At 66.2% G+C, this 16,280-nt stretch carries 17 protein-coding genes; 11 read left to right on the forward strand and 6 right to left on the reverse strand.

All coding sequences use genetic code 11. The annotated features are described in order from the left end of the window. Positions 1 to 148: 148 nt before the first annotated feature. From H5T65_06075 to H5T65_06100, 6 genes are all read left to right on the forward strand, one after another. Positions 149 to 1,318: an alcohol dehydrogenase catalytic domain-containing protein gene (locus H5T65_06075; GenBank protein ID MBC7258795.1), complete on the forward strand. Its 1,170-nt coding sequence runs from the start codon at positions 149 to 151 to the stop codon at positions 1,316 to 1,318. 19 nt (positions 1,319 to 1,337) lie between these two features. Continuing rightward, positions 1,338 to 2,396, forward strand: coding sequence for a Gfo/Idh/MocA family oxidoreductase (locus H5T65_06080; GenBank protein ID MBC7258796.1), 1,059 nt, complete (start codon positions 1,338 to 1,340; stop codon positions 2,394 to 2,396). Next, complete coding sequence (locus H5T65_06085; protein ID MBC7258797.1) at positions 2,396 to 3,304, forward strand: AEC family transporter; 909 nt, start codon at positions 2,396 to 2,398, stop codon at positions 3,302 to 3,304. Before H5T65_06080 ends, H5T65_06085 begins: the two co-directional genes overlap by 1 nt. Before the next feature lie 61 nt (positions 3,305 to 3,365). After that, positions 3,366 to 5,057, forward strand: coding sequence for an aldehyde ferredoxin oxidoreductase (locus H5T65_06090; protein MBC7258798.1), 1,692 nt, complete (start codon positions 3,366 to 3,368; stop codon positions 5,055 to 5,057). A 58-nt stretch (positions 5,058 to 5,115) separates the two neighbouring features. Further along, entirely contained in the window at positions 5,116 to 7,056 is a 1,941-nt protein-coding gene (locus tag H5T65_06095) for an FAD-dependent oxidoreductase (GenBank protein MBC7258799.1), read from the forward strand. Positions 7,057 to 7,081: 25 nt separating this feature from the next. Then, complete coding sequence (locus H5T65_06100) at positions 7,082 to 8,092, forward strand: alcohol dehydrogenase catalytic domain-containing protein (GenBank protein MBC7258800.1); 1,011 nt, start codon at positions 7,082 to 7,084, stop codon at positions 8,090 to 8,092. Positions 8,093 to 8,212: 120 nt separating this feature from the next. Here H5T65_06100 and H5T65_06105 read toward each other — a convergent pair whose 3' ends face one another. The 3 genes from H5T65_06105 to H5T65_06115 are packed head-to-tail and all read right to left on the reverse strand — an operon-like array spanning position 8,213 to position 10,031. Then, the gene (locus tag H5T65_06105) at positions 8,213 to 8,482 is read right to left on the reverse strand and encodes a metal-sulfur cluster assembly factor (GenBank protein ID MBC7258801.1); all 270 of its coding nucleotides are present in this window, start codon (positions 8,480 to 8,482) and stop codon (positions 8,213 to 8,215) included. A gap of 17 nt (positions 8,483 to 8,499) precedes the next feature. Beyond that, positions 8,500 to 9,369 carry a DegV family protein gene (locus H5T65_06110; GenBank protein MBC7258802.1) on the reverse strand — a complete coding sequence of 290 codons (870 nt, stop codon included), beginning with the start codon at positions 9,367 to 9,369 and terminating at the stop codon, positions 8,500 to 8,502. Then, entirely contained in the window at positions 9,348 to 10,031 is a 684-nt protein-coding gene (locus tag H5T65_06115; protein MBC7258803.1) for a glycerol-3-phosphate acyltransferase, read from the reverse strand. Before H5T65_06115 ends, H5T65_06110 begins: the two co-directional genes overlap by 22 nt. A gap of 362 nt (positions 10,032 to 10,393) precedes the next feature. Between H5T65_06115 and rplU the strand changes: the two genes are divergently transcribed. The 5 genes from rplU (at position 10,394) to H5T65_06140 (ending at position 12,678) form a co-directional block, all read left to right on the forward strand. Then, positions 10,394 to 10,705, forward strand: a complete 312-nt coding sequence (gene rplU / locus H5T65_06120; GenBank protein ID MBC7258804.1) for a 50S ribosomal protein L21 — start codon at positions 10,394 to 10,396, stop codon at positions 10,703 to 10,705. A 19-nt stretch (positions 10,706 to 10,724) separates the two neighbouring features. Continuing rightward, positions 10,725 to 10,985, forward strand: a complete 261-nt coding sequence (gene rpmA, locus H5T65_06125; protein MBC7258805.1) for a 50S ribosomal protein L27 — start codon at positions 10,725 to 10,727, stop codon at positions 10,983 to 10,985. A 4-nt stretch (positions 10,986 to 10,989) separates the two neighbouring features. Further along, positions 10,990 to 11,340: a 50S ribosomal protein L31 gene (gene rpmE / locus H5T65_06130; protein MBC7258806.1), complete on the forward strand. Its 351-nt coding sequence runs from the start codon at positions 10,990 to 10,992 to the stop codon at positions 11,338 to 11,340. Between the two features lie 103 nt (positions 11,341 to 11,443). After that, the gene (locus H5T65_06135; GenBank protein ID MBC7258807.1) at positions 11,444 to 12,049 is read left to right on the forward strand and encodes a thymidine kinase; all 606 of its coding nucleotides are present in this window, start codon (positions 11,444 to 11,446) and stop codon (positions 12,047 to 12,049) included. Positions 12,050 to 12,075: 26 nt separating this feature from the next. Further along, positions 12,076 to 12,678, forward strand: coding sequence for a hypothetical protein (locus tag H5T65_06140; protein ID MBC7258808.1), 603 nt, complete (start codon positions 12,076 to 12,078; stop codon positions 12,676 to 12,678). Positions 12,679 to 12,785: 107 nt separating this feature from the next. On the opposite strand, the gene H5T65_06145 is transcribed toward H5T65_06140, so the two are convergent. The 3 genes from H5T65_06145 to H5T65_06155 form a co-directional block, all read right to left on the reverse strand. Continuing rightward, positions 12,786 to 14,141 (reverse strand): acetyl ornithine aminotransferase family protein, encoded by a 1,356-nt coding sequence (locus H5T65_06145; GenBank protein MBC7258809.1) that lies wholly within the window; start codon positions 14,139 to 14,141, stop codon positions 12,786 to 12,788. A 92-nt stretch (positions 14,142 to 14,233) separates the two neighbouring features. Beyond that, positions 14,234 to 14,458, reverse strand: a complete 225-nt coding sequence (locus H5T65_06150; protein ID MBC7258810.1) for a MoaD/ThiS family protein — start codon at positions 14,456 to 14,458, stop codon at positions 14,234 to 14,236. A 4-nt stretch (positions 14,459 to 14,462) separates the two neighbouring features. After that, a partial coding sequence (locus H5T65_06155; protein ID MBC7258811.1) for an aldehyde ferredoxin oxidoreductase family protein occupies positions 14,463 to 16,280 on the reverse strand: 1,818 nt, incomplete at its 5' end.

Here is a 16,280-nt window from a genome sequence, read left to right on the forward strand (position 1 = left end):
TTGCGCGACGACGCGCCGTGGAAGCCGCATCGCAGCCGCGTCGCAGATACCAACGCACTCGCGCCGACGTCGCATCGCAGACCTGCCCGCGTCGCCGCGCAACCCCCGATTTGCTCTCATTCGCACGACAGACGACAAGGAGAATGCCATGCGAGCGTTGGTGTTGGACGGGCAGTTTGCCCCGCGTCCTGACTACCCGGTAACCGAGACGGAGCGGCGGACCCGTATCGCCCGCAAGGGGAGCAACGTGTGGCGCTACACGACTCTGGAGGTCAAGGACATCCCAGAGCCAGAGGTCGGTCCCGAAGACGTGCTCATCCGGGTTCGCGCCTGCGGCGTCTGCGGGTCCGATTTGCACCTATACGAGACCGACGAGGACGGCTACCTCATCTACCCCAGTTGGACGAGGCTGCCGGTGGTCATCGGGCACGAGTTCGCCGGCGAGGTGGTCGGCGTGGGCGAGAAGGTAACGGATTTCAAAGTTGGCGACCTGGTTACCGGAGAGCAGTTGCACTGGTGCGGCAAGTGCTCCTCGTGCCGCCGCGGGCTGTACAATCACTGTCGCAACATGGGGCGTTTTGGCTTCGTTACCAACGGCGCCTTCGCCGAGTACGTGGCCATGCGCGACAAGTATGTGTGGAGCATCAACAGTCTGCTGGCGGTGTACGGCGACAAGGATAAGGCATGCGAAGCCGGCGCGCTGGTAGAACCCACCGGCATCTCCTACAATGGCTTGTTCACGCGGGCGGGCGGGTTCCTGCCAGGCGCGGTTGTCGTGGTGTACGGCGCTGGCCCCATCGGTCTGACCAGCATCGCGCTGTCCAGGCTGGCGGGCGCCTCCAAGATCATCGTGTTTGAGGTAACGGAGTCGCGGCGCCAATTGGCGCAGCGGTTCGGCGCCGACTATGTGTACAATCCCCAGGCGCTGGCCGAGCAAGGCTCCAGCCCCCATGAGGTTGTGCTGGAACTGACCCACGGCGAGGGCGCAGACGTGCAGGTGGAAGCCGCCGGCGTTCCCAAAGCCACCCTGCCCGAGATTGAGCAGTCGCTGGCGGTGGGCGCGAAGGTGGTGCACCTAGGCCGCCGCGCCGGAGCCGTGCCCACCAGCATCACGGTGTATCAGGATACCGGCAGCCAGTCCTTCGGCAGCCTGGGCCATACCGGATGGGGCACGTTCGGCAACATCATCAAACTGATGGCCAGCGGCCGCCTGGATATGACGCCGATGATCACGGCGCGCTATCCCCTGGAACAGGCCGCCGAGGCCGTTCGCAGCCTTGCGAATCGCGAGGGCGGCAAAGTCATGGTGAAGATCTAGGCCGGGCCAAGGAGGGCGCATGGCTGAGAGGACTCGCATCGCCATTATCGGGCTGGGGTTTGGCGTCAACCACTTGCAGATTGCGGCGACTCTGCCCGAAGCGGAACTTGTGGCGGCGTCGGACTTGATCCCCGAGCGGGGCCAGGTGGCCGAGGATGTCGGCGCGCGCTTCTACCAGGACTTCCGCCAGATGCTGGACAAGGAGCGGCTGGATGGCGTCGTGGCGGTGGTGTCCAACGACCAGCACGAGCCGGTCGCCGTGGAGTGCCTGCAGCGCGGCATCCCGGTGCTACTGGAGAAGCCCATCGCGCCCACGCTAGAGGCGGCCGACCGCATCATCGCCGCCGCCGATCAGAGCGGCACGCCGCTGCTCATCGGGCATCACCGGCGGTTCTCGGCGTTCGTGGCGCGGGCGCGGGAGATGGTGCAGGGCGGCGCGCTGGGCGATTTGACGGCTATCGCCGTGCTGTGGACGATCTTGAAGCCCAAGGAGTACTACCAGGCGACTTGGCGGACGCGGAAGGCTACCGGCGGAGGCCCGCTGCTCATCAATACCATCCACGACGTGGATGATATTCGCTACATTTGCGGGCGCGAGGTAACCCGCGTCTTCGCCGAAACGTCCAACCGGACGCGCGGGTTTGAGGTGGAGGACACCATCGCCATCTCCCTGCGGCTGCAGGGCGATGTGGTGGCCACAATCACGACTTCGGATTGTGTGCCTTCCATCTGGGCCTATGAGTCCACCACCTCGCCGTGGGAGAATCCCTACTTCTTCTATTCGCCGGAAGATTGCTACTACTTCTTCGGCACCAAAGGCTCGCTGACCCTGCCGCAGATGCGCCACGTGTGGTATCCGGACGCCGAAAAGGCGGGCTGGCAGTGGCCTTTGCAGGTGGACCGTTTGGGCGTTACGCCGGTGCACCCGCTGCGGGAGGAGATACGCCACTTCTGCCGGGTGGCGCGACGGGAGGAAGAACCCCGGACAACCGGGCGAGACGCGCGCCGCACGCTTGAGGTGGTGTTGGCGATCATGAAATCGGGAGAGACGGGCCTGCCGGTGCAGATCGGAGGCTGATGGCTGCCGTTCTGAGTCAGTCACTGCCCATATTGACGTGGATGGTCGCGGGCTTCCTGTTTCGGCAGGCCCGCATCCTGCGTCCCGACGACGGGCACACGATGGCCCGCGTCATTATCAACGCCACGCTGCCGTCGCTGCTGTTCCTGTCGTTGGCGCGGGCCGAGTTGGCCGCCGGCAGCATTCTCGTTTTGAGTTTCTGCGGCGCGGCCATTCCGCTGGTCTTGCAGACGCTGGCCCGCCTTGCGGCCAGGGCGATGCGCCTGGAGAAGCCGGTGGCCGGCGTGCTTGTCATCAGCACCATGGTGAGCAATATCGGCTTCTTCCTGGTGCCGTTCTTCCTGACGTTCTACGGGACGGAGGGAATCAGTCGGCTGGCCGCCTTTGACCTGGGCAATTCGCTGGTGGGCAACAGTTACGCCTATTACACGGCGACGCGGCACGGGACCCATGCGTCGTCGGCGTGGCAGGCCGCGCTCAAGCGCGTGCTTGCGCTGCCCACGTTCTGGGCGAACATCCTGGGCATCACGGTGAACCTGGCGGGGCTGTCGCTGCCGGCGTGGCTGGTGCAGATTCTGGAGCCGGTGTCCAAGGCGAACGGGCCTCTCGCCATGCTCACGCTGGGGGCGTTCATTGAACTGCGGTTTTCCAGGTGGAGGCCCATGCTCGTCGCGGTGGCGCTGCGCATCGCGGGAGGCTGGCTGGCGGGGCAGGCGCTGGTGGCGGCCTTCGGGCTGCAGGGGCTGGAACGGGCCGCCGTAGCCATGGGCGCGGCGATGCCCATCGGCATCGTGGTGTTGGTGTACGCGTCTATGGAGGGGCTGGACACGGATTTTGCGGCGGGCGCCATCTCGCTGTCCATGCTGGTGGCTCTGGCCATCACGCCGTTTTTGTTGGCAGCGTACTGATCGCACAACAGGCGACTATGTTGACATAAGGAGGACGCACGTGAGAATCCTGCGGGTGGACATGACCAATCTGACGACGAAGTGGGAACCCGTTCCCGAATCCTACGAGCAGTTTGGCGGGCGCGGCCTCATTGCGAAAATCCTCGTGGAGGAAGTGCCGCCGCTTTGCGAACCGCTGGGGCCGCACAACAAACTGATCTTCGCGCCGGGGCTTCTGGGCGGCACGAGCCTGTCTAGCGCTGGGCGACTGTCGGTGGGAGGCAAAAGCCCGCTGACGGGAGGGGTCAAGGAGGCCAACGCGGGCGGAACGGCCGGGATTGTGCTGGGGCGGCTGGGCATCAAGGCCATCGTCATGGAGGGCCAGCCTTCGGATGGCCGACTGTACCAGTTGTACGTCTCGCCCGACAAGGTGGAATTGCTCCCTGCCGACGAGTGGCGGGGCCTCGGCACGTATGCCACCACGACGGCCGCGCGCGAGCGCTGGGGCGCGAACTGCACCATCGTGAGCATTGGCCCCGCCGGCGAGAGCCAACTGGCCGCGGCCAGCATCGCGTGCACCGGCGAGGGCGACCAGGTCAGTCGCCAAGCGGCTCGCGGGGGCCTGGGCGCGCTGATGGGCAGCAAGGGCCTGAAAGCCTTGGTGCTGGACGCAGGGAACGCAGGCCCCGCAGCCTTGGCCAATCCGGAACTGTTCCGCACGGCGGCCCGTCGCTTCGGGCAGGAGTTGTGGAATAGCCCCAAGACCGGCCACAAGGGGTCGTCGCACCTGTATGGAACGGCGTCCATCGTGGGCGCGGTCAACGAGATGGGGGCGTTTCCGACCCGGAACTTCCGCCAGGGGCGGTTTGAGGAGGCCGAGAACCTGCGCGGCGAGCACCTGCGCGAGGTTACGCTGGCCCGAGGCGGGCAGGTGGGCACGCGCTGCATGCCCGGCTGCGTGATCGCCTGTTGCAACGTGTTCGTGGACGAGGGTGGCAAGCCCATCGTCGCAACGCTGCAGTACGAGACCATCGGGCTGCTCGGCTCCAACCTGGGCCTGGGCACGCTGGACGAGGTGGCGGAACTCAACTATATTTGCAACGACCTGGGGCTGGACACGATAGAGACAGGCGCCGCGCTGGGCGTTGCCGCCGAGGCCGGGCTGGCGCGCTTTGGCGACAAGGATAGTTTCGTGGCGCTGTTACAGGAGGTGGCCAAGGGCAGCGTTGTCGGCAAGATGATCGGGCAGGGCGCGGTTGTTACGGGGCGCGTCCTGGGGGTCAAGCGCATCCCCGCGGTGAAGGGGCAAGCCATGCCAGCCTACGACCCGCGCGCGCTCAAGGGCAACGGTGTAACCTATGCCACGTCGCCTATGGGCGCGGACCACACGGCGGGCAATGCCTTCGGCTCGCGGGCCACGGTGAACCCGCTCGGGGTTGAGGGCCAGCGGGCGGAGTCGCGCAAGTTGCAGTTGGGCGCGGCGATGCTGGACTACACCGGCCTGTGCCTGTTCGCGCGACCGCCCGTCTTCGCCGACCCGCAACTGATGGTGGATCTCATCAACGGCCGATTCGGGTGGGGCTGGACGGTGCAAGACCTGGAGCGCATGAACCGCACGGTGCTGAAACTGGAACTGGAATTCAACCGTCGGGCGGGGTTCACGTCGGCGGACGACCGCCTGCCGGAGTACATGCTGGAAGAGCCGCTTCCGCCCCACAACACCGTCTTTGACGTGCCCGACTCGGAAGTGGACGGCACGCTGGCCGACTTGTAGGGCGGCGTTGCGGGCCGGGCCTGGCGCCTGGCCCGCATTCTTCTTTCGGGAGGCGCAGATGCAGAGTCCGTATCCGCATCTCTTCAGCCAGGGGCGCATTGGCCGCATGGAGATTCGCAATCGGATCGTGATGTCGCCCATGGGGACCAACTATGCCTCGGACACAGGCGGCGTAACGGAGCGGATGATCCGCCACTATGCCGAGCGTGCGCGCGGCGGCACCGGCCTCATCATCGTGGAGAACACCACCGTGCAGTATCCGCAAGGCCGGGGCGCGGTGGCGCATAACCGCATAGACCGCGATGAGTTCATCCCAGGGCTGAACCGGCTGGCCGAGGCGATCCAGCGGTACGGCGCGAAGGCGGCCATTCAGATCAACCACGTGGGCGCGCTGACCGCCCCGCACCTGTGCGGGGGCACGCCGGTGGGGCCGTCGGATGTGCCGGTGGCTCCGGGACGTCCCACGCCAAGGCCGCTGTCGGTGGACGAGATTCAGGAGATCGTGCGATGCTTCGCGGCGGCTGCGGCGCGCGCAGTCAGGGCGGGATTTGACGGCGTTGAGATTCACGGCGCGCACGGGTATCTGATTAGCCAGTTTCTGTCGGCGTACACCAACCGCCGCACCGACGAGTACGGGGTCGGGCTAGAGGGCCGCGCGCGGTTTGCGCTGGAGGTCATCGCCGCCGTGCGCCAGGCCGTCGGGCGGGGCTTCCCGCTGTGGATGCGCATCAACGGCGACGACTTCGTGGAAGGGGGCAACACCCAGGATGAGTACAAGGCGCTGGCGAAAATGCTGGCGCAGGCTGGCCTGGACGCGCTGCATATTTCGGCGGCGTTCCCCGCGGCTCACCACAAGCAGATAGAGCCGATGCGGTTCCCCCAAGGCTGGAAACTGTACCTGGCCGAGGGCATTCGCGGGGTGGTGAACGTGCCTGTGCTGGCCGCCAGCGTCATCCGCGAGCCGGCATTCGCCGATGAGGCCATCGCCGCGGGCAAGATGGACTTCGCGGTGCTGGGGCGCGGCCTGCTGGCCGACCCCGAGTGGGCGAACAAGGCCCGCGACGGCCAGGCGCACCGCATCCGCCGCTGCATCTCGTGCAACGTGTGCTCCAAGTCGCGCAGCGTGGACGGCATCCCCATCCGCTGTACGGTGAACCCGTTCCTGGGGCGCGAGGAGGTGTTTGACGATTTCGCACGCGCGCCGACCCCCAAGCGTGTGCTGGTGGTGGGCGGAGGGCCTGCGGGCATGGAGGCGGCATGGGCGGCGGCGCGTCGCGGCCACCGCGTTGTCCTCTGCGAGCGCGGCGCGGAACTGGGCGGGCAGATGATGTTGAGCAGCCGCCCGCCCGGGAAGGAGAAGATTCTCTGGCTTCACGACACGCTGACGCGGCAATTGCGCGAGGCGGGCGTGGAGGTGCGCCTGGGCGTGGACGTTACGCCCGAATACGTGGCGGCCCAGAAGCCCGATGCGGTCATCGTGGCGACGGGCGGCAAACCGCTCCGCCCGCCCATCCAGCGGCTGGACGATGCGCGCGTGGTTACGGCGTGGGATGTGCTCGGCGGCAAGGCCGACGTGCAGGGCAAGACGGTGGCCATGATCGGCGCGGGGCTGGTGGCCTGCGAGACGGCGCTGTACCTGGCCGCCCGGGGCAACCGCGTTACGATGGTGGAGATGCTGGACCGAATCGCGCCCGACGTGGAGCCGACGACGCGCATTGACCTGCTGGAGGAACTGGAGCGCGCCGGAGTCATCGGGTACGCGGCGTGTCGGGCGAAGGAAGTGGCCGAAGAGGGGCTGGCCTGCGAGTTTGCCGATGGCAGACCCGCGCTCTTCGCCGCCGACGTGATCGTGTTGGCGGCGGGCGCCCAGGCCGAACGCTCGTTGGCCGACGCGCTCGCCTCGCTGGACGTGCCCGTGCACGTGGTGGGCGACGCCGTGCAGCCGCGCCGCCTGGTCAACGCCATCTACGAGGGCCTGCTGGCGGGATGGCAGGTCTGAACGGCAGTGGGGAGGTTTGCGTGAGATGAAAGCGGCTTTGCTCTACGGCCCGCGCGACATCCGCCAGGCCGACGTGGCCAAACCGGAGCCTGACCCCGGAGAGGTCGTCGTTCGGGTGCGGGCCACGGGCATCTGCGGGTCTGATTTGCACATGTACACAGGCGACCGTCCTGCGGACTACCCGCAGATTCTGGGCCACGAGTTCGCGGGCGATGTGGCGGCGGTGGGGGAAGGCGTGCAGGGCCTGGCGCCCGGCGACCGCGTAACGGCGGAGCCGAATTTCTCCTGCGGTGCGTGCATCTATTGCCGCGAAGGGCTGCCCAACCTGTGCGTGAACCGCGTGGGCATGGCGATCAACTGGCCGGGCACGCTGGCGGAATATGCGAAGGTTCCCGCCCGATTCGTGTGGCGTATCCCCGACGGGATGTCGTATCGCCAAGCCGCGCTGGTGGAGCCGCTCATGGTGGCGGTGCACGCGGTGCGGCGGGGGCGCGTGCGGGTGGGCGACACGGTGGCCGTCCTGGGCTGCGGGGCCATCGGGCTGTTGACCGTGGCCGCGGCGAAGGTGGCGGGGGCGCGCGTGTTCGCCGTGGACATCGTGCCCGAGAAACTGGCCCTGGCGCGCCGGATGGGGGCCGAGGCGACCTTCAACGGGCGCGATGCTGACGCGCTGGAGCGGATTCGCGCGCTCACACCGGCAGGCCAGGGGCCGCTCGTGGTGTTTGAGACGGCGGGCGTGGGCGCCACGGTGCAGCAGGCGGTGGAACTGGTGCGGGGCGGCGGACGGGTCGTGCTGGTGGGCCTCTCCACACGCCCTGCGCCGGTGGTGCCGATGGCGGTGGCGCGCAGGGAGTTGGAGATTCTCGGCTCGTTCATCTACTACGCGGGCGAGTTTGACATCGGCATTCGGCTCATCGCCAGCGGCACCGTTGACGCCGAGGCGCTGGTGGGGATGGCGGTGGGCCTGGATCAGGCCGACGCGGCGTTCCGCGCTGCGGAGTCGGGCGCGGTGGCGAAGGCGATGGTGGAGCCGTAGGCGGGCGGGAACGTCCGCGGGCTGTCCCGCAACCCCCGGATGAGTTCGGGGGTATAGGTGGAACCGCCTCCGATAACGCGGACTTCGGCATAGGCGCGTCTCTGCGCGGGCGCAGAGGCTCTACCGCTGCATCCATGAGGGATCCCATCGCTCCTGGAGCAGGGTAACCTTCGCCTCCTTGACCCCGGGCACGGACTCCGCTGCCAGCCGCACCTGCTCGGTGAGGAAGTTGGCCAGGGGGCAGAACGGCGCAGTCAGCACCATCTTGATCTCCACCTGGTCGCCCTGAACCACGACCTCGCGGATCATGCCCAAATCCACGACGCTCATCCCGATCTCCGGGTCTATCACGGGACGCAACGCTTCGCGAATCTCTTGCTCGGTTGGCATGTTTCCCTCCTGTAAAGTCAGTCTCTGCTTGATTTATCTCGTGCGCAGAAGGCCAGGCCGATGACGCCCGGCCCGGTGTGCACCCCCATGACGGGGGTGAACTCGGTAACGTAGAACTCTTGGCAGTCAAACCGTTCGCGCACCCTGGCCTCTATCCATACGGCGTCGTCGGCGGCGTCGGCATGGAAGGCGGCGGCGCACATCGGGCGACTGCCGACGCGCTCCTCCATGAGATTCAGGATGCGCTCCAGCGCCTGGCGTCGGTTGCGCGTTACGCCGGCGACCTTGACACGGCCCTCGGCCAGGTAGAGGATGGGGTGGATGCGCAGGCGCGCGCCCAACATGGCCGCCGCCTCGCCGATGCGCCCACCCCGGTGCAGGTACTCAAGGCTTTCCAGGGTGGCGTAGAGTCCTACGCGGGGGATGGTGGCTTCCGCTTCCGCTGCCACTTCCTCCAGGTTCTTGCCGGCGGCCGCGGCGCGCGCCGCAGCCAGCACCACGAACCCTTCGGCGATGGCCGCCGTGCGGGCGTCAATGACCCGCACAGGCACCGTCGCCGCCTGCTCGGCGGCAAGTCGGGCCGTGTGCAGCGTGCCGCTGAGTTCGTCGGGGACGTGGATGGACACGATCCCATCCGCCTGCGTGCTCAACTCCGCGTACAGGTTGGCGAACGTGCCCAGGGCCGGCTGCGAGGTCGTGGGCCAGGAGTTTTCATCCCGCAGTTCCCGCAGGCGCCGGTACACCTCGGTGGGCGTGATGTCCACGCCGTCATGGTAACTCCGGCCGTTCCACACCAACTCAAACGGCACGACATGGATGTTGTACTCGCGCCGCAGGTCCTCGGGAATGCACGCGGCGCTATCGGTTACGACTGCGATTCGGGCCATGGGTTCTCCTTTTCTGCGGGCGGTTGCGCTGTGTCGGCGGGCCGGCGCTGATCCCAGGCGTCCCGCGTGGACACATCGCGATCCAGAAGCAGGCGGCGCAGCAGGACGCGGCGGCGCTCCGGCCCTGGCGGGGGCAGAGGGCGGCGGTTGGCTTCCAGCCGCTTGGCGATGGTGATGCCCAGCATGGCGACGCTGGCCCAGACGACCGCCGAGGGCTGCCCCGCGAAGGCGACGAGGAAGGGCAAGGTGGCGATGCCTGCCAGCGAGAAGAGCGCCGTCTGCCCCACGAGCCGCCCCACGGCCATGAACGCCAGGAGCCAGGGGAATGCCCAGGGGAACACCGCGAGCATGAGGCCGAGGATGCTGCTATGACCGCGCCCCCCGTGGAAGTTGAGGTAGATGGGCCAGTTGTGGCCGATCATGGCGGCCAGCCCCGCCGCTAGCGCCGCGCCCAGGCCCAACCCCCAGCGCAGGCCCAGCCACGTTGGGAGCCACACCTTGGCGATGTCCAGCAGGCCGACCAGGACGACGGCGGGCCGCGAGACGTGGTAGTACACGCCCGTGCCGCTGACGGTGCCGCTGCCGTAGCGGCGTAGGTCTATGCCTTTGAGCCAGCGCCCCGCGAGGTACGATGTGGGTGTGGAGCCCATCAGGTAGGCCATTGCGATCCACGCAACAGAGCGAAACACGCCTATGACGCCTCCGGTTTTGTTCTCGCGACGCCATTCTAACCTACAACCCTGGGATGGGCAAGAAGTGGCGCGCCCCCTGGCGATGACGCCGACGAAGTGGGGAGGCGTGTCCCGCGGCGGGGCTCGGTTCCAAAGTCTGTCGGTCGCCGCACGGTAGCAAGTGCGACGCACTTCCGGAAGTGCGTTGGACCTTGCTCGCCAACACAAGGCAGAACGCGGCGGGGGGCGTTTTTGACATATTCTTGGATTGTTCTATAATAGGTTTTCGCGGGTTGCGAAGCAGATTGCCCCGGTATGCTGCGCAATCCAGATGTCTCGCGGAGGTATGAGTCGTGTACGCGGTTGTTGAGACCGGCGGAAAGCAATACAAAGTCCAAGTCGGTCAGACGATTGAAGTGGACAAGTTGCCCTTTGCCGTTGGCGAGAAGGTCAGCCTGGACAAGGTTCTCCTCGTGGCGACGGATAAGGGCGTAAAGGTTGGGAATCCGAACGTGGAAGGCGCCAAGGTAGAGGCTACCGTTACTCTGCAGGACGCCTACCGCAAGATTCTGGTGTTCAAGTATCGGCCCAAGAAGCGGTATCGGCGGAAATTGGGCCACCGGCAAGAATTCACACGGCTGCGCATTGACCGCATTGAGGCGTAGCCGGTAGGAGGGTTAGGACATGGCTCACAAGAAGGGAGGCGGCTCCAGCCGCAACGGACGCGACAGCCAGGCCAAGCGCCTTGGTGTGAAGCGATTTGACGGGCAGTTGGTATCGTCCGGGACCATCCTCGTGCGCCAGCGCGGCACGAAGATTCACCCTGGGCAGAACGTGGGCATGGGCGGTGATTACACGCTCTTCGCCACCATTGACGGCTACGTGAGGTTTGAGGATATCAGGGGCAACAGGAAGCGCGTGAGCGTGTACCCGGAGAGGCAGTAGGTCTATGAAAAAGGGCATTCATCCGAAATACTATCCCAACGCGAAGGTCATTTGCTCCTGTGGCAATACGTGGACAACCGGTTCCACCAAGCCGGAGATTCACACCGACCTGTGCAATGTGTGCCACCCGTTTTTCACGGGCGAGCAGCGCATTGTGGACACGGCGGGGCAAGTGGACCGCTTTGTGAAGCGCCTTGAGGCGAAAGAGGAGTTTGAGGCAGCGGCCCGGCAGCGCGCCGAAGCGGCCATCCGCGAGAAGGAAGAGCGCAAGCGCCGCCGCCGTATGATCTTTGCGGAGAAGGAATCGCAGGATTCTGGCACGGAGAGCGGTGAAGCGCAAGCCGATGAGGCCTAGCCTTCTCCGCTTTGCGATGGGAATCTGCACGTGAACGCGACCCGGTACCGATAAGGCAGACCCGAAAAGGTCTGCCTTATTCGTTTTCATGGAGGAGGCCGAGATGTTCCATCCCCACACAGGCGGCTGGATTGAGGTGATCTGCGGGAGCATGTTCAGCGGCAAGACCGAGGAACTCATCCGCCGCGTCAAGCGGGCCACCATCGCGCGCCAGAAGGTGCAGGTGTTCAAGCCTGCCCTGGACACGCGCTACAACGCCGAGAAGGTCTCGTCGCACAACGGGATGCACTTTGACGCGCGGGTCGTGCGGCAGGCGGCGGACATCCTCGCGCTGGTGGAGGACGACACCGACGTGGTGGCGGTGGACGAGGTGCAGTTCTTTGACTGGAGCATCGCGGACGTGTGCGCCGAACTGGCCGACCGGGGTAAGCGCGTCATTGTGGCCGGGCTGGACATGGATTTCCGCGGCGAACCCTTTGGCCCCATGCCCCTGCTGATGGCCCAGGCCGAGGTGGTGGACAAGTTGCAGGCCATCTGCGTGCGTTGCGGTGGGTCGGCCAGTCGCACCCAGCGGCTCATTAACGGCCGCCCCGCCAACTACGACGACCCCGTCATCATGGTGGGCGCGGCGGAGGTGTACGAGGCGCGATGCCGCGCCTGCCACGAGGTGCCCGGCAAGCCTGGCCCCGACGTGGAAGGCCGGCGGTAGGCCGGCGGGCGCGGAGAATCCGGGCCGTGTTGCAGGCGGCGGCGCGTGCGGGGATTCGGCTGATTGATACCCTGTTGCGGCGCTCGCTGGGCGTGGTGGAGTTTTCGGACGATCCCGGGTGCATTCTCCGCATCGGCCTCACGCGGGCGGATCGGCCCCGCATCCTCTCCGATGGCACGGCGATTCGCCCGGGCGATCTTCTCTGCGAAATCCACCTGTGGAACGAGCGGTTGCCCCGCATGGGGACTGGGGGGCCGGACCTGGACTGGGCGCTGAAGATGTACCGAGGGATGGTGCACTCGCTCCGGCTGCTGGCGCAGTTCCTTGCGACGAGCGGGGAGTATGCGGATGCTGTGGCGGTGCACGGCGAAGGCGCGGTCATGCGAGGGGCTGAGTTGGAGCAGGTACAGCGGCTGTTCGTGAGGTTGGGGTTTGAGACGGCGCCCCGCCACGCGCAAACGCGGGGGGAACGCTTCGCCCGCTGGTGGCAGAACCTGTATTCCACCTGGATCATCTGGACGTTCAACCCGGCGTCGCTCAAGGGCAAGCGGATGTCCGGCCTGACGCATTGGGAGTTCTGGATGTCGCGGCGGGCGTTCATGGAGCGGTACGGGCGGCCGGACGGGTGAGAAGATTCATCCACGAATCACACGAATCCGCACGAATGGGCTCTTGCGGTTACTCGTGTGATTCGTGGATAGAGGGTTTGTGAGCGTTCGGGCGAGGGGCGGGGTCGCTACGACACGAATCCCGCCTCGCGCTCGGCGAGGGTCAGCACCTCGTCAAAGATGTCTAGGCCCTCGTCCAGGTGCTCCTGGCTGATGTTGAGCGGCGGCATGAACCGCACGGTGCTGGGGCCACACCCCAGGATGAGCAGCCCATGCTCAAAGGCTTTCGTCACCACGTCGTCGCGGAATTTGGGCGCGATCTCCTTGGTTTCCTGATTCTTCACCAGTTCTACGCCGACCATCAGCCCCTTGCCGCGGATGTCGCCGATGGAGGGGTGCTTGTGGCGGCGCTCCTCCAGGATTTCCAGCATGCGCCGACCCATGACGGCGGCGTTGTCCATGTAGCCGTTCTCAATCAGGCGGATGGTCTCCAGCGCGGCGGCGCAGGACAAGGGGTTGCCGCCGAAGGTGTTGCCGTGGGAGCCGGGCTTCCAGGTCATGAGCGACGCGCGGGCAATCATGGCGCCCAGGGGCATGCCCGACGCGATGCCCTTGGCCACGGCCAGGATGTCGGGGACGACGCCCCAGTGCTCCACGGCGAACATCTTGCCCGTGCGCCCGAAGCCGGTCTGGATTTCGTCGGCCACCAAGAGTATCCCGTACTTGTCGGCGATTTCGCGGAGCATGGGCAGGAACTCCGGCGGGGGCACGATGTAGCCGCCCTCGCCCTGGATGGGTTCCACGAAGATGGCGGCGACCTCCTCGGGCGGAACCAGCCGCTGGAAGACGACCTCCTCCAGGTAGCGGACGCAGTCTATGCGGCACTGGCCGTAGGTCTTGCCCATGGGGCAGCGGTAGCAGTAGGCGTAGGGTGTGTGCGTTACCTCGGGCACCAGAGGCGCGAACCCGGCCTTGTGCAGCGCCTTGGAGCCGTTGAGGGACAGCGACCCCATGCTTCTCCCGTGGAAAGCGCCGATGAACGCGATCATGCGCGGGCGGCGGGTGTAGTAGCGCGCCAGTTTCAGTGCGGCCTCTATGGATTCGGTGCCCGAGTTGGTGAAGAAGAGTTGCTTGGGTTCATCGCCGGGGGCCAGGGCGTTCAATTTCTCGGCCAGTTCAATCTGCACGGGGTAGTAGAAATCGGTGCCCGACATGTGGATGAACTTGGCGGCTTGCTCCTGGATGGCGCGGACTACGTCCGGGTGGCTGTGGCCGGTGGCGTTGACGGCGATGCCCGCGTTGAAGTCCAGGTAGCGGTAGCCGTCCACGTCCCAGACTTCGGTGCCCTTGCCGCGCTCCATGACGAAGGGGTACGAGCGCGTGTAGGAGGGCGACACGTTGCGGGCGTCGCGCTCCAGCAGGGCCCGCGCCTTGGGGCCTGGGACTGGAAGTTTTCGCACCTTGGTTTTGGCAGTTGTGGCCATATAGACCTCCTTTGGAGAACTGGAATTCGGGCGCGGAAAAAGGGAGAGAAAGGCGGGCCGAGCGCCCTCGGTCGGCCCGCCGCTCCTACACGTCAGCCTCCCCCGATGAGCGGAATGAGGATAACGTGGTCTTCCGGTTGGATCACATAGGTCTTGGGCCGCTGTCGGCCGTTGACCATCACGAACGCCACCAGGTCTGCGGGCAAGCCCAGCGCCTGGATGACGTCGGCCACGGTCTTGCCCTCGGCGGGGCCCAGTTGCTCCGGCCCCGCCTTGGCGTGCTCGCGCAGAATGCCCATCAGTTCAACGGTGGCCATTGCTCTAGACCGCAGCGGCGAATTCGGTCAGGCCAAGTTCCTCCAGTTTCTGCGGCGTTGGCCAACCGTTGGCATCCCATCCGCGCTGCTCGTAGTACATGTCCAGCAGGCGCTCCACATCCTCCAGCGCCATGACCTTGCCCTTGGTGGGGCCGCTCACCACCGGCTCCTTGTAGAAGCGCGCAGGGGGCATGTCCCAATCGCGCCCGAAGCCGGGCACCTCGCGGAACCAGAACAGGCGCGTGAGGTTCCAGATGCGCTCCGAAATCTTCAGCAGGTCGTCCCATGAACGCTTCAGGCCCGTGAGGGCGGCGATGGTGGGCACGTACAGGTTGAGGTCCAGGCTCAACTCTACCCACTGCAGGCGGCACGCGCCCAGGGCGTCAAACAGCGGGCGCACGTGCTGGAGGTAGATGACCCGCTCGGCCTTGTCGGGCGTAACGGTGTCGCGCCCGGTCTGGATGTCGTAGGTGATGGCCCACGAGCGGTTGTGGTGGGCGCCCACGTCGCAGGTCATGTACGACAGCAGCATGGACGGGGCGTTGTGGGATTCGTAGCCGCTGAACTCCATGCCCTTGGCCTGGATGGCGAAGGCTTCGCTTCCCTTGTCGAAGACCTGGGATGCGTGCTTCACGCCCTCGGCCAGTGCCGCGCCGATGCCTTCCCTGTAGGCGATCTTCTTGAGCATGGCGAAGACGGCTTCCGCGTTGCCGAAGGTGAGGCGGATACCGTCGGTGTCCTTATCGGTGAGGATGCCGCGCTCGTAGCACTCCATGGCAAAGGCGATGACGTTGCCCGCCGAGATGGAGTCCAGCCCCAGGTCGTCGGCCAGGTAGTTGGCGTAGGCCACGTCTTCTATGTCGGTGAGGGCGCAGTCGCCGCCGAGGAGGGCCGTGGACTCGTATTCGGGTCCCTCCACCCGCACGCCGTACTTCTTGACGTGGGACCATTTGCCGCAGGGGCTTGGGCAGCCGAAGCAACCCTTGTCGGTGATGACGATCTTCTCGCGCATGACCTCGCCGCTGAGGTTTTCGTAGCCCTCCAGTTGGCCGCTGGAGAAGTTGCGGGTGGGGAAGGCGCCGATTTCGTTGGACCAGGTGGTTACGCCCGCCGTGCCGTAGCGCTGCCAGACTTGCAGGCTGGCGCTCTCCTTGCAGGCTTTGTACATGGCGCGGGCGGCCTTGCGGAAGGCCTGCACGTCGGCGACGGGGATGCTCTTGTTGCCGCGCACGGCGATGGCCTTGACGTTCTTGGAGCCCATGACCGCGCCGACGCCGCCGCGACCGGCCTGGCGCCCGTAGTCGTGGGTGATGCAGGCGAACTTCACGCCGTTCTCGCCGCCCGGGCCGATGGTGGCAATCTGGAACTCCTCTCCGAGGCGGTCCTTGAGAATTTTCTCGGTCTCCAGCGAGCCTTTGCCCCACAGGTCCGACGCGTCGCGAATCTCCACCTTGTCGTTGTCCACGAAGATGTACACCGGCTTGGGGGCCTTGCCCTTCAGGATGATGGAATCGTAGCCCGCGTACTTGATTTCGGCGGTCAGAAGGCCGCCGACGTTGGCGCTCGCATACCCGCCGGTCAGCGGCGACTTGCAGGTGATGTCCAGTTTGCCGGCCCCCGGCACGAGCGTGCCCGACAGCGGGCCGGGCGAGATGATGAGCAGGTTTTCCGGCCCCATGGGGTCGGCGCCGCGGGGCAGTTCGGTGAACAGGAAGTAGATGCCGAACCCGCGCCCACCCAGGAACTTTTCGGCGATTCTCGGGTCGGAGGGTTCTGTGGAAACGGAGCCGCTCGTCAAATCAATGCGCAGGATGTTTCCGCC

The sequence above is a fragment of the Chloroflexota bacterium genome, assembly GCA_014360805.1.
In the GTDB taxonomy this organism is placed as follows: domain Bacteria; phylum Chloroflexota; class Anaerolineae; order DTLA01; family DTLA01; genus DTLA01.